At 55.5% G+C, this 13485-nt stretch carries 9 protein-coding genes and 1 pseudogene; 6 read left to right on the plus strand and 4 right to left on the minus strand.

Annotation, left to right across the window (positions count from 1 at the left end):
- Window positions 1–518 precede the first annotated feature (518 nt).
- Window positions 519–1778 carry a glycosyl hydrolase gene (locus OKW30_RS03485; RefSeq protein WP_429345968.1) on the minus strand — a complete coding sequence of 420 codons (1260 nt, stop codon included), beginning with the start codon at window positions 1776–1778 and terminating at the stop codon, window positions 519–521.
- Window positions 1779–2821: 1043 nt separating this feature from the next.
- Here OKW30_RS03485 and OKW30_RS03490 point away from each other — a divergent pair.
- Together OKW30_RS03490 and OKW30_RS03495 are read left to right on the plus strand one after the other, a co-directional pair.
- Window positions 2822–3418, plus strand: a pseudogene (locus OKW30_RS03490) (sugar transferase); the annotation flags it as partial.
- Window positions 3419–3523: 105 nt separating this feature from the next.
- On the plus strand, window positions 3524–4648 hold the full coding sequence (locus OKW30_RS03495; protein WP_429345969.1) for a glycosyltransferase: 1125 nt from the start codon (window positions 3524–3526) through the stop codon (window positions 4646–4648).
- 281 nt (window positions 4649–4929) lie between these two features.
- Here the strand turns inward: OKW30_RS03495 and OKW30_RS03500 are convergent, their stop codons facing one another.
- From OKW30_RS03500 to OKW30_RS03510, 3 genes are all read right to left on the minus strand, one after another.
- Window positions 4930–5850: a glycosyltransferase gene (locus OKW30_RS03500; RefSeq protein ID WP_429345970.1), complete on the minus strand. Its 921-nt coding sequence runs from the start codon at window positions 5848–5850 to the stop codon at window positions 4930–4932.
- A gap of 99 nt (window positions 5851–5949) precedes the next feature.
- Entirely contained in the window at window positions 5950–6891 is a 942-nt protein-coding gene (locus OKW30_RS03505; protein WP_184074550.1) for a glycosyltransferase, read from the minus strand.
- Between the two features lie 257 nt (window positions 6892–7148).
- Window positions 7149–8060: a polysaccharide deacetylase family protein gene (locus tag OKW30_RS03510; RefSeq protein ID WP_090811951.1), complete on the minus strand. Its 912-nt coding sequence runs from the start codon at window positions 8058–8060 to the stop codon at window positions 7149–7151.
- A gap of 402 nt (window positions 8061–8462) precedes the next feature.
- Here OKW30_RS03510 and OKW30_RS03515 point away from each other — a divergent pair, with 402 nt between their 5' ends.
- From OKW30_RS03515 to OKW30_RS03530, 4 genes are all read left to right on the plus strand, one after another.
- Window positions 8463–10724 carry a polysaccharide biosynthesis tyrosine autokinase gene (locus OKW30_RS03515; RefSeq protein ID WP_429345971.1) on the plus strand — a complete coding sequence of 754 codons (2262 nt, stop codon included), beginning with the start codon at window positions 8463–8465 and terminating at the stop codon, window positions 10722–10724.
- A gap of 68 nt (window positions 10725–10792) precedes the next feature.
- A complete protein-coding gene (locus OKW30_RS03520; RefSeq protein ID WP_184073888.1) occupies window positions 10793–12031 on the plus strand; it encodes a lipopolysaccharide biosynthesis protein in 1239 nt (412 codons plus the stop codon).
- Window positions 12032–12113: 82 nt separating this feature from the next.
- Entirely contained in the window at window positions 12114–13262 is a 1149-nt protein-coding gene (locus OKW30_RS03525) for a hypothetical protein (RefSeq protein ID WP_429345972.1), read from the plus strand.
- Between the two features lie 36 nt (window positions 13263–13298).
- Window positions 13299–13481: a hypothetical protein gene (locus OKW30_RS03530; RefSeq protein WP_429346107.1), complete on the plus strand. Its 183-nt coding sequence runs from the start codon at window positions 13299–13301 to the stop codon at window positions 13479–13481.
- Window positions 13482–13485 lie beyond the last annotated feature (4 nt).

Raw genomic sequence — 13485 nt, forward strand, 5'->3', positions numbered from 1 at the left:
AATGCGCTTGCCATTCTGAAGTTTGGCGCCGAAAGCGTGGCTAAACCCGTGGTATAGTGAGTTCGATTATTAGGTCGGCATCCATCCGCAAGCGGGACATTGCGCCCTTGTCAATCTCTGCCGGACTTTGGATCGCCTTCATCACACTGTCCGGTGCCGCTAGGGAAGATCTCAAGCCATAGCTACGCCACCGATGACATCGTGCTGTTCAACTTCTCAAAAATTCGATGTGGTCGTAAAGGGAGTGGAAGATGGTAACTTTCTTGACGCATGCCGCCTGTCTGCTGATCGGCGTGGCGATTGGGGTCTTCGCGTGTGCGCTTTGCGTTGCGCGCGCGAGAGGATCAAAGGAGGAGAATTAGTCTCATCGCCCTCTTATGATTCATCCGTCATTGCGGATGTCCGCTGCTTCCTCTTTGCAACACCATCAAGCACGTTGGAGCAGGGCAGAATAGCAAAATGACGCAAACGGCGGAGTCGGCGTTCGCGTTCATGTCATCGATTGCAATTAGACGCCTTCACTGGAGCGGGGTCAGGTAGGGACCCGATAGGAATCGCTGCGCTCGCGGGATGCTCGCGGTGTAGGCCCGAATAGCGGCAGCAAGCTGCGGACAAATCAGGTTACGGTTGTAATCGTAGATCGAATAGCCGTCGCCTTCGCCATTGCTCGGATCGCCGTTACGCACGACATACCAGAACGCCTTTGCCACCGAACCGTTGTCCATCAGCACCTTCAACTGATTGAATGCCGCGAGTTGTCCGGCGTCCGTACGGGTCGTCCCGTTGTTGGTTTCCGTGATCCAGATCGGCTTGGGACCGCTAGCGACCAGATTCGAAACGGTCGTCTTGAACGACTGCATCAGCGTTTGGTAGTCGGCGCTGCTGAAGTACGGATGAACGTCGACGACGTCGATCTCGACGTTCAACGGGCTGGAAGCACTCTTGGTGTTGTTACCCATTGCCTTGATGTAGTCGGTCGCCTGGATCAGCTCGCTGCCCGCGGGCGGTTTCCAGCCGTTATTCGGGTACGCCGAGTTGTAGAAGTACGAGATGCCCTGAGTGTGCAGAACCGTTTTGTAGCCCGACTGGCTTTTCGTGTTCAGGATCTGCCGGGCTTCCGAATAGAGCGTCTTGCTGCGATTCAGAATGTATCCGGAGATACCGTTCGGATCGCCGTAAGACGGGTCCGAAGCGGAGAACGACCAGTTGGTCTCATTGAACAGTTCGATGTCAGCCGTAAAGGGCAGAACGACGTCCATGAGCGAGCCGAGATACTTCGTGAACGTCGCGTCGCAGAAGTCGAGTCGCGGTGACGATGCGGTCGGCGGATTTTTGGTGGCCGGGCATTGGTATGCGCTAGACGGCGCGTACATGCCCACCTGGAAAAGAATCTTCATGCCGCGCGTGCGTGCGGCGTTCAGAAGCGACTTCAGAAAGGCCACTTTGTTGGGGTCCAGCGTGCTGCCGTCGGCCAGCGTCATGAAGTCCCACGAAACGCCGAGGCGAACCGTACCGACGCCCAATCCGGCAATCAGATCGAGGTCCTTTGAGCATTCGTTCAGCGCCGTCTGATCCGCACTCCAGAGATTGCAGTTCACGTCCATTGCAAAACGGTCGTTTCCGCTTCCGGTGGGCGGGGGCTGCAGCGCCGCGAGTTGCTGAGCAGTGGCGGTAGTCGCGTTCGTTGTCTTGGCGCGACCGTTCTTCGCGAAGGCCGACATCGGCTGCCCACACAAAAGTGTTAAGACAACGAATAATAAGAAAAGTGTGAGTTTCATTTCTCAACTATAAATGCTGTCGCCTGGAATTGGTCCGAAAACGTCAGAGTTAAGTGTGCCGATGAACATCAATTGTTGAAGCGACCGCATTGACGGCACGGATATGTCGAACACGCGCGTCGAATACCGTGTCGACGTCAGAGTCCCGCACAGACACTACACTTCAGAACAGAGCGACTCAATCTTCCTAAGGATGCGCCCCCTTGTTCGGCATCAGTCCCAGCTGAAGTCTGTTGTGTGACGCAATGCCTCACTATCAGATTTCCGACGCCGGTTGCGCCACGCTTGTCGGCATATCACGAAGTCTTCGCGTCGAACTCCGCAATGAGCGAATCGTCCCATCATGTACGGGAACGCACATCGATTCGTAGTGCCGAGCCGGGATACTTGCGACTTCGATGTGCAGCGCGAGTCATCGCATAGAAGACCTTGCCGCGCTCAGTCATTACACAAGTTGTTCCTTCATCAAATTTTCTTTTTCCTAAAGATGAAAACTGTCGTCTCTCTTTAGACAAATTCGAAATCACGAGCTTTCGAAAGAACGGTTACACGTCTGATAAAAGTATGCGTCTGACCTGAACGCTTTGTCATGATATTTACGAGTGATACATGGCGATAAGACCAATCAAAGAACGAAGCCATGATTCGAATTCTGCGTATTTGATTGTCAGAAGAACTGTTGGTGCACCTGATGAAGGCGACGTGTCGCGATCGAACTGTACGATGGCGACTTTATGCGCTATTGCTAACATTCGGTCTTTGAGTGAGATGTTACGCTCGTCGTGACTCGTCAGTGAATCAATGAAATTAGCTTCACTAAACGATTCACTTCCACACCAAAATCTGTTTTGCAAGCGCAGGGTGCCTACGCCGGCATCGTTTCCCACGAGTTTCCGAACTGAGGAGATAGTATGTTCGAATCCAACGCCACCGCGGATCCGAAACTGGAAGAGGCGTGCCTTGAGGCGAATTCAAAACAGGTCGCCCTGGATGACTCGAACCCGCAAAGCGAGAACATCTTCGTCGCAAGGTGGGACGACGCAGTGAAGAGAACGATGGACGTTTGCGGGGCGTCGGTTCTACTCATCCTGCTCTTCCCGGTTCTTCTGATAATTGCGCTGGCAGTCATGAGCGATCACGGAAACGCCGTATATGGTCATCCAAGAATTGGCCGAGGAGGACGTACTTTCAAGTGCCTGAAGTTCCGCTCCATGGTGAAGAACTCGGATGAAGTTCTCGCCAAACTGCTCGCAACCGATCCGCAGGCTCGTGCGGAATGGGACCGCGATTTCAAGCTTAAAAACGATATTCGTGTGACGCCGGTTGGCCGCATTCTGCGCAAGACGAGCCTCGATGAGTTGCCGCAACTATGGAACGTGCTGCGCGGCGATATGAGCCTGGTGGGACCCCGTCCTATCGTGCAGAAGGAGCTGGTGCGATATGGCCGCGATGTTCGTTACTACCTCGCGCTAAAGCCGGGAATGACAGGCTTATGGCAGGTCAGCGGCCGGAACGATGTGGACTATCCGACGCGGGTTTCGCTCGATGTTAAATACGCAATGAACCGCTCGCTGACATTCGATATGTCGATTCTTCTGAGAACCGTCAAAGTGGTGTTCGCGAAAGACGGCGCCTACTGAGCCGGCTGAGGTCCTTTCCCTGTCGTAGATTGCATGTCGTTCCGATCGCCGTGACCGATCGGGGATGTGTTCCGCTATTGCTGCGCAATTCACGAGAAACATGTTATGAGAGTGGTCCACGTAATCGAATCGACTGCTACAGGAACGCTTGCAGTTGTGAGCACGCTTGCGACGCGCCTCGCCAAGGAAGGTCACGAGGTGTATGTGATCTATTCAGAGCGCGAGGAAACACCGAAGAATTTGCGCGCGATGTTTCACTCTGACGTCGTCCTGCGGCATCTGCAGATGAAAGGGCCATCATTGGCACGGATCATGTCTGTCTTGCGCCAACAACTCATCGAATTGAACCCGGATATCGTCCATCTGCACTCGTCATTCGCAGGTTTCCTGGGACGAATGTCGACCTTGTTTGCGTTGCCGTCAACGGCGCTTCTTTATAGCCCGCACTGCATCTCTTTCGTACGGCGAGACATAGGCGGGTTGAAGCGATACTGTTTCGCCGCATTGGAGTTGCTTGCGTGTGTGAAGAACTGCACATACGTTGGCTGCTCCGAGAGTGAATGCGCCGCTATTCGCCGCTATCTTCGGCGAGATGCAGTACTGGTCGAGAACGCGATCGATCGGGCTGTTAGTGTCCAGGGCAACAATCGTTTGGAAAGCGCCGGAAAAGTCGGATCGACGAAACGGCGAAAAATTGTGACCGTCGGCGGCATTCGTGTCCAAAAGAATCCGCGATTGTTCGCGGAGATTGCACGCTCGTTTGATCGGGACGGCGTCGAGTTCGTATGGATCGGCGACGGCGACGCAGATCTCAGGAGGACGCTCGAGGACGCCGGCGTGCGTGTGACCGGTTGGCTTACGCGTGCTGACGTAATCGCGGCTGTGGCGCAAGCGGATATCTATTTGTCGACAGCTTCCTGGGAGGGAATGCCGATTTCTCTGATTGAAGCAATGACGCTCGGCACACCCGTTGTGGCGTCAGATTGTCCCGGCAATATAGACACCATTCGTCACAATTCGACCGGCGTTCTTTATCGGACGGCTGCGGAAGCGACTTCGCTGATCCGGAAGATGATAGCCGAGCATAAATTTCGTGAAGGTTTATTGCGGCGCGCGCAGGAGGAAGCGCGCAACAGATTCAGTGAAGATCGTTTCTTCAACAACATCGCGCTGCTTTATTCGGCCCAGTTGAGAAGCATTCGCCAGGGCCGTTCGGTGCTGAGCGAGTGACTACTGAGCGATTTGCAGCAAGCCGTCGTCTGGGACCGATTGCATACAGTGCTCTTGCCGAAGTGAAGAGTAGCGGACAAAAGCCGCTTCACGCGCGTGACCATCAACTCTTCATCGATTCGCGCAGTCGGGACGGGCGAAGAACTGGCCCGAACGTGCCGATGGGGCGCGGCAAGAATCGAAGCACCACTCCGTAACCAACGTTCACGGAACGCCGATCGCGACGAGACTGACTTTTAAGAAATGGTTTGCGCGTGTCATCGCGCAAACCATTTTAATTTTTAGAGCCGCGCGAGATATCGCTCCACGCCCGAGGCGGCGATTATATCTGTCCACCGCAAATGCAGCAGCGTGGAGGGGTCATTTTTCGGCACCATATCGCCGTGGAAATTGCAGATGCTAGAGAATACGTCTGGGCCCGTTACTTTACATTGAATTCCAAACTTGGCGGCGGCGTTCAGATTCGAAGGCGAGTCATTGCAGATGATTCTTTTGCCGAGCGCAGCATATTCCAGAAGCTTGGTCGGCGTCTGCACGTCGTACGGACGCTTGTACGGGATGGTTGAAATAGCAATCTCGCAGTTGCGAACCACCGCGAGGGCATCGCGTTGCGCAAGACGTCCCGTGAACAGGATGCCGGGCGATCGAAGATATGCGTCGGAGATTTCCTTTTCAACAGGCCCAATCAGAACGAGGGTATCCGAGTCGCGCTTGGCGGCCAGGAAGTCGCTGATGAAGCCGACAAAGCCGCGTTCCCGCGTTATCTCGCCCAGATAACAATACGTTCCCGACGGAAGCGCCTGGTTGCGGTCAGCATCCGTCGTGAAAATCCAATCTGGTACGCCCATCGGCAGGAAAACGGTATCTACGCCGTCGCGGAAGCCCATGACTGCACTCATTGAGTCGTTCTGAAATATTCGAAGATCGGGCCGTGGTTGAAACGTTTTCTTGATGCTGTCCTTTAGCGCACTGTTACGCCCGACAGACAGCGAGCGGTAATCGTGGATAACGTATTTTGCAGCAGGGATCTTGGGGTAAAAGCCCATGATGCACCAGAGAATGTACTCCTCCGGATTCTTGACTTTTTTGTAATCATCCAGTGTCCCTGACGTTACCTTACAGTCGTTTCTCACAAAATACTTCGTGTAGGCGTCGATCTCAGGATAATTCGCCTTGCCGGGGTGAAGAATGAATATCTGCATGTCATTGCCACCGTTCAAATGTCGTCTCTTCGGCTGACTCAGTGCTACCAAGGGCAGTTCGAGTCGCATTCGTTGAAATGTCGCACGTCAATGGATTGGTCAAGCGTTGGTTAGCTTGATATCCGTTGGCAGAAATGTCGCGACGTTGGACTGCTCTATCACCCGGTCCCAAATGAGGTCTGCGAAGTCCGTCCGACGATTCGCTGTCGCACCGCGCGCGGCGTCTTCATCGATTCCGTCAAAGATGTTCGCCGTGGTGATCACACTATGGATGCCCATCTCTTCACAGCATCTGATATTCGACGGCGAGTCGTTGCACACGATTTTCTTGCCGAGCGCAGCATACTCGAGCAGCTTGGTCGGCGTTTGATAGCAGTGCGGCCGGTGATAGGGGAAATAGCACACCGCAACATCGGATTCGACCACGTGCTTCAGCGCCTCACGCTGCGGCAACGGCCCAGTGAAAATGATATTTTTTGCATTCGAAAATCTTTCGTAGATGCGCGGGTCCGGTTTTCCCACCAGGAGGAGGGAGACGTCGCGCTTCTGAAAGTTGTTTATAAATGCTTCCAGCACGCGATCGAAGCCCCGCTCGACGCTCATTTCGCCGATATAACAGAAATCAGCTTTCTTTTTGGTCTGACCGCCATCCTGTACCTCGAAGATCCAGTTCGGCACGCCCATGGGCAGGATCACACTGGGTACGCCGTGACCGAAACCCATGATCTCCTGTTGCCGTTTGTTCTGAAATATCCGCAGATTCGGCTGGCAATTGAAATACCGCTTCGCGACGTCTTTCATCGCCGGCCAGCCGCCAACGGAGAGAGAACGGTAGTCATGGATGACAAAGTCCGATTCAAACCGGTTCGGATAGAAACCCATGATTTCCCACAACACGAAATTTCGTTTGTTATCGAGCGCGCGGTAATCGCTGATTGTTCCGACCACCACATCCACGCCGCGCGCTTTAAAATAGTTTTGATAGGCAGTAATTTCCGGATAATTGGCGGTACCCGGAGACGTGATGAAGATTTTACGCATGCCGCCTTCCTTTTTAACCGTGGAGATAAGGAACAATAAGGCCGTTACGAATAATGCACTGGTGGTCCGGTTGCGCCTTTGATTGACAGGTGCTCGAACGTTGACCGCTTGTTTTGCTCGAAGCCGAGATCGCGCGCGATAGTATTTTTATTAGCGAATACCTTATCGTGACGATTCGCCGCCCTGGGTTGGATGCAGCGCGGCGCACGACGGTGTCGTACGCCGCTGCGCGAGCTGTCGCGGCGGCGCTGTGCTTTCTACGCCTGGTTCAATGCACGTGGTCTGCTAAAGATGCGCTGAGCCAGGCGCCTGACGCGTCCCAGTCGCAGATAGCGCGGCACCAACGTCAGGCCCGTGAGCTGCGCGGCGAACCACGACACGGAAGAGTCATCGTCAATGTCGAACGCCTTGAGTCGGAACGGGTCGCTTCCTTCGTCATTCCAGCCCACGTCGGTCGTGCGTGCGGTCTTGTAGCCGGCGGCCTTCAGCAGCTCGACTTCGCGCGGACCATAAATGCCATAGGGATACGCGAAATGCTCGCAAGGCTTACCGACGATCCGTTCTACCTCCGACTTTGACAGCGCAAGCTCTTCAAAGCATTCGTCATCGTCACAGAAGGTTAGTGTCGGGTGATAGCGTGTGTGAGACTGAAAGTCGACATAGGGGCGCATCTCTTCAATATGGGCGGCGCTGAGGCCACTAATCGTCGCCGCTGGGTCTGGCAAGTCCTGACGAAAGCCTCGCGCGTCGAGTTCAGCCAGGCGCTCGTGGTTTTTCATGCGAATCAGCCGCTTCACACCTGCATCCCTCGCGACAGGATGCAGGAACCAGTGAGTACGATCGTGCGCCACGACACTGCTGCAGATGTAAATGGTCGGGTACACCCCGTACTTGATGAATACGGGCAGCAGATTTGCATTGCCGATATGGCCGTCGTCAAACGTGACGGCCACGCGCGGGCGACCACTACCTCGCGAATTTGCCTGCGACAACGGCACGAACTCGACCTTGTCTTTCAGGTACTCAAAATGAGCCTCGAGCGTGGCGGGCGACGGATCGTGATAGAGCAGAATCGCGGTGCGATCGCGCCAGAGAAAGGCTCGAATCGCCGCGGGGGTTCCACTGAAAAGCAGCGCGCGTGTGAATATCTCACGCATCAATTGTTTCATATGCATCCCAAGCTAACGGCGTTAAACGGGATTGTGCCGTCACGGTCACAAAAGCGATGTGCGTTAGCGTACGGAGGTGATGACCGTCTTCAGATAGTCTGGGATACTAGTTAGTGTGAAATATACGCTAATTTTCCACCGAAGAATCTACTGCGGGGAAACAGTGGTTCAGCGGAGATTTAGGCAGTCTTATCTTTGTACGGTAAGACGATTATTCTGAAGTTGGTGGCGCGCAAAGCAGAGGAATTGTTGACAGATTGCGTTGCACACCGAACTGACGCGCGCAGCGCCCGCACCCAAAATGTTGCCGTCCCGTGACAAAAAGCGAGATCTGGCAACGCCGCATCGCCTGCACATTAAATCGAGCTTTCATCCTTTTCGTACACCCGCCCTGGGGTTTCGATGAATCAGAACTCTCTGCTTACGAATGCTGCCGTGCTCCGGAATAACGATGTAAGTCTTTCGCGTTATTTCGACGTTCTAATGGCCAACCGTTGGCTGGTCGGTGGAATCGCCGGCGGCGTGCTCGCCGTGGGCGTGGCCTACGCGTTTATCGCGCCGTCGGTGTACCAGGCCGATATTCTCGTGCAGGTGGAAGACAGCATTCCGACCAGCAATTCAAAAAGCCCGCTGGGCGACGTCTCCAGCATGTTCGACGTCAAAACAGAGGCGACGGCTGAAATGGAAATCCTGCAGTCGAGAATGGTGGTCGGAAAAGCGGTCGACGATCTGCACCTCGACGTCAGCGCAAAGCCCAGGCGCTTTCCATTGATCGGAGACTGGTTGGGCCGGCAAGCCCGGAGTCTTTCCGAGCCAGGTATCTTTGGATTTGGCGGATATGCATGGGGCGATGAAGCGATCAAGGTGTCCAGCTTCGACGTCCCGGAAGCATTCGAAGGCGAGAAGTTCGTTCTGACGGTTCTGGAGGGCGAACGCTACCGGCTGGCGCAGTCGGATCTCAGCGAGCCGATCGAGGGTCGCGTGGGCGAAAAGCTCGACACGAAACTGCCCGATGGCGCGATCACGCTGCAGGTCGATTCGCTGAACGCAAAGCCGGGCACGCAATTCATTCTGGAGAGACAGTCGCGCGACAAGACGGTGGAAAGCCTGCAAAACCGGCTGACCGTGTCGCAGAAGGGTAAAGACAGCGGCATCATCGGCGCGTCGCTGACGGGCTCTGAGCGGCTGCTGACGGCCAGCACGCTCGCCGAAATCGGCAATGCGTATGTTGACCAGAATCTGAAGCGCAAGGCGGCGGAAGCCGAGAAGTCGCTTGCGTTCCTGAGCGAGCAGCTGCCGCAACTCAAGAGCGACCTGGAGCGCGCCGAGGGACGCTATAACGACATGCGCAACCGCATGGGCGTGTTCAATCTGAGTGAGCAGGGCAAGGCCTATCTGGATCAAAGCGTAGCCACGCAGCGCAGCCTGCTCGAACTGAAGCAGAAGCGCGCGGAGATGGGCGCGATCTACGCGCCGGGTCACCCCGCGATCCAGGCGATCGATCAGCAGATCGGCATGCTGAGCAGCAGGATCGGAAGCTTGTCGCAGCAGGAACAGGCGTTGCCGGACCTGGAGCAGAATGCGGTGCGCCTGACCCGTGACATGAACGTGAACAACGAGCTTTACGTCGGCATGCTGAACAACATGCAACAGCTCAGACTGGTTCGCGCCGGCAAGGTTGGAACGGTGCGGTTGATCGATAACCCGGTGGTGCCGAAGGAGCCGATCAAGCCGAACAAGCTTCTGGTGATTATCTATGCTGCGTTGGGCGGCCTGATTCTGGGCGTGGGTGCTGCGTTCGGGCGTACGGCGCTGTATCGGGGCGTGACCGACGCGCAGGAGATCGAGGAGCAAACGGGCCTGAACGTCTATGCGAGCGTGCCGCTGTCGCAGGCGAAAGTCGCGCGAATCGGCAAGACGCCGAAGCTGCCCGCCGGCGAGAAGTTCCTGCTGGCGAGCGAGTTTCCGCGCGACCCGTCGATTGAAAGCCTGCGCCGACTCAGAACCGCGCTTCATTTTGCCATGCTGGAATCGGAATCGGGCGACAATCGCGTGCTGCTGACGGGGCCGACGGAACAGGTGGGCAAGTCGTTCCTTTCGGCGAATCTGGCGGCGGTCGTATCGGCGGCCGGCAAGCGGGTGTTGCTGATCGACGCGGACCTGCGCAAAGGTCATCTCGAGCAATACTTTGGTCTCGACTCGACCCCCGGCCTGGCTGACTATCTGTCGTCGGACGTGACGTCCGACCCGGTGATCACGCGTGACGTGCGTCCGGGCCTCGACTTCGTTGCGCGCGGAGCGATACCGGAGAACCCGGCCGAGCTTCTGGTGAGCGAACGCATGCAGCAATTCCTCGCGAAGACGAGCGAATACGACATCGTGCTGATCGACACGCCGCCGGTGCTCGCCGTATCCGACGCGACCGCGCTTGCGGATAGCTGCGGCACCGTGTTGCTGGTGACCCGCTTCGAGACCACTTCCATTGCGCAGGTGGTGGAGGCCACCAAGCAGCTCAAGCAGGCGAATGCCCGGGTGAAGGGCGTGATCTTCAACGCGATCGATACGGATGTCTATCGCTATAGTCTGGGCGCGCGCGCAGGCCTCTATCGCAGTGCTGCCTATCTCGACGCATTGCCCGGCAGCGGCAAGACGCAGAAAGGCTAGCCTTCAGACGACAACCATCGTCGTGTAGAGCGATGAAAAATTCACCCGGACCTCGACGTAGATAAATTGTGAATATCAAACATTCGATCGTCAGTATCGCTGGAGTCGTACTGAGTCAGGCGCTCAATTTCGTTTCGATTCTATTGATCGGGAAGTTCTGCGGGCCGACGGCTCTCGGGTATTTCAGCCAGCTCATGGCCGGTGGTCTTTTTATCGGGTCGGTGATCGGCTTGCGTCTGGAGGTTGCGTGCATGGCGGCGGACAAGGCCCAGGCCGTGCGCGCAATGACGAGTTCCAGTGCGGTCGCCATAGGGATCGGCGTGGCGCTCGTGGCGGCCACGGCAGCGGCCGGGCATACGGAATACATACCTGTTATCGGTCTGGCACTTGGCGTGTTCCTGCAACAGGCGTTGTGCGGAGCACTCACCACCGAAAGAAAGTACGCGCAAATCGCGACGATCCGGTTCTTCCCTAATGCCGCGTTCGCCGTCTACTTTGTCTGCATGATGATGTTTTCGAAAGGGGAGTGCACAGGCACCACCGTATTCAACATCTATAGCTGGATTTTTCTGGCCTCGACCGTTGTGCCCGCCGCGATCTGCCTTTACTCGGCGCGCCGGATGATCCCGTTGGCCTTCATCAGGTTCTCCGCGCTTCAGATCCAGTATGCAAAATTTGGTGTGCCGACCACTACGCTGAATTCATTCGTGATCTATGCGTCCGCCATTTTGATGCCGATGATCTTCGATCATCGTGAAGCCGGCATCTTTGCGCTGGCGTATCGTGTGGGGTACTTCCCTGCATCCCTCTTGTCGCAAAGTTTGGGCGCTGTCTTCCGCCGCGATCTGATCGATTATTTCGACGGCCACAGAAAAGACAGAGTGAATCCCTCGAAACAGTTTTTTACTATGCTGACGTTTATCAGCATTTCTCTGGTGGCAGCGTGCTATGCAGGCCTTAGCCTCATTATCCACATGAAGATGGGCGACGAATGGGAACCGTCGATGTCCGTGTACCTGATCTTTGTTCCCTATTTCATCACGATGGCGATCTATGGCTCGATGGCTCAGGTATTCATTGTCGCGAACCGGCTGAAGATCGACTTGATGATTCAAGCAGTCAATGCCGTATCGATCTTCCTGATCTTTGCGACGGCTCAATTCCTCGGCGTCGGGTTCATCCACTCGCTTCTTCTGCTCAGCGTCTGTGGAACGATCGTGGCAAGTGTGGGTACTTACCAGGCGCTCAAGATCGGCAAGGAGCCGGACGCTTATTTGAATCGCCAACCTAGTTTTGAAGCGCCGTGATCTCTGCGCTCAAAAATCAGCGACGCTGCAAGTTTAGCTCCTCCACCGCGAGGCGAGTCGCTCACTTGTTCAGGGAAAGAGAATGCGCATTGTAAAACTCCCCGGCATCATCGGCAGGAATGCGAGTCCAGGCGTGTCGGCCGCGGTCTGGTTCATTCTGTTCATCGCGCTTTATGCGATCTCCGCGTTTCACGACAGCACGTTGCCGGCGCGTTTTCTGTTGGATGAACTGGTGATTTTCGACCGGATGAAGACCGTCACGGCTTTCAGGGCGTTTGGCGACTCATTTGACAATCTCGCGTGGCTGTTCAACTTTTTCGGTCTCCAGAGTTTCTCCATTTCTTTGATAGGATTTCTCGCATCGACAATCGGCATGTTTGTCGCCATCTGGCGTTCCGGTGTCACTTCGCTAAAGCCGGCCGAGTTCTTTCTGGTTGCCTTCTGGCTCGCCAATCAGACCGTCTACATCGGCGTTCCATCGAAAGAAATCATCATTTCGATTCTGGTTCTTTTGATGCTCTTTTACAACTCGTCGCGTGCGATATTGGTTTTGTTTGTCGTCCTGGCAGCGGTGGTAGCCGTGTACTTCAGATCGTATTGGGGCATTACACTGGCCGCAACCGTGTTTCTTTATTTCGCGCCAAACGGCTTCAGAAGGCCGATTTCATTGATCTTTTTCGCGCTGGCCATGTTTGTGATGGTCGCCTTCGTGTTCCAGAAGGCCTATGGCGAATCACTGGATTTCGCAAGGCAGAATGCCAATGAGTGGCGGGACCCGGAGGAAGTGGGGTCGATGATCGTACAGTTCATTCCAGGCAGTGGTATGTTCATTGGCGTGGCGAACGTCGCCATCACGCTGGCGACCTTCGTTTTGCCGGTGCGGTTGATTACGTCGGGTTCTCCGCTGCAAATGCTGGGCGGCATTGGCGTGTTTTTCACTTTTGCGACTGTGTTTGTGCGTTATCGCTCCGCGGCGGCGCTATTTCCGGTGGGTCGATTCGAGACACTTTGTTTTTGTTTTCTGGTCAGTTTCCTGTCAACGCAAGCTATTTTCGAGCCGGACTACGGGTCATTTCTGCGGCATCTTTCGCCGGTGTCGCCGATGATAATGTTTCTCGTCCTGCGGCTCCCATACGATGAACATATAACGGTATCGGCGCAGAGTGCGTCGCGAGTGAACGACGGCGCCCGTCACCAGTCCACATTGTCGAAGCATCGCAGCCCCTCCTGAATCGCAATGACGGTCCGCTGATTCAGTAGGCCGTCGATGAAGCACATGATCGTAAACATCGGGGCGAACTATCCGACGCGCATCGGTGGGCACGACTTGACGCTGCGCGCGGCGATCGACAACATCACGAATCGCCGCTACTGGATGTTCCAGTACTCGGACTACATCGCGCCGGGTGATCCGCGCATGGTCAGCGTGAACGCGAAGATCGATTTCTGATCTG

This window comes from Paraburkholderia sp. Clong3, from assembly GCF_050436485.1.
GTDB classification, from domain to species: Bacteria; Pseudomonadota; Gammaproteobacteria; order Burkholderiales; family Burkholderiaceae; genus Paraburkholderia; species Paraburkholderia tuberum.

Excerpts from the sequence above, each read along its gene's own strand:
- OKW30_RS03485 (WP_429345968.1), bottom strand. The coding sequence starts at position 1,778 with ATGAAACTCACACTTTTCTTATTATTCGTTGTCTTAACACTTTTGTGT.
- OKW30_RS03495 (WP_429345969.1), top strand. The coding sequence starts at position 3,524 with ATGAGAGTGGTCCACGTAATCGAATCGACTGCTACAGGAACGCTTGCA.
- OKW30_RS03500 (WP_429345970.1), bottom strand. The coding sequence starts at position 5,850 with ATGCAGATATTCATTCTTCACCCCGGCAAGGCGAATTATCCTGAGATC.
- OKW30_RS03505 (WP_184074550.1), bottom strand. The coding sequence starts at position 6,891 with ATGCGTAAAATCTTCATCACGTCTCCGGGTACCGCCAATTATCCGGAA.
- OKW30_RS03510 (WP_090811951.1), bottom strand. The coding sequence starts at position 8,060 with ATGAAACAATTGATGCGTGAGATATTCACACGCGCGCTGCTTTTCAGT.
- OKW30_RS03515 (WP_429345971.1), top strand. The coding sequence starts at position 8,463 with ATGAATCAGAACTCTCTGCTTACGAATGCTGCCGTGCTCCGGAATAAC.
- OKW30_RS03525 (WP_429345972.1), top strand. The coding sequence starts at position 12,114 with ATGCGCATTGTAAAACTCCCCGGCATCATCGGCAGGAATGCGAGTCCA.
- OKW30_RS03530 (WP_429346107.1), top strand. The coding sequence starts at position 13,299 with ATGAAGCACATGATCGTAAACATCGGGGCGAACTATCCGACGCGCATC.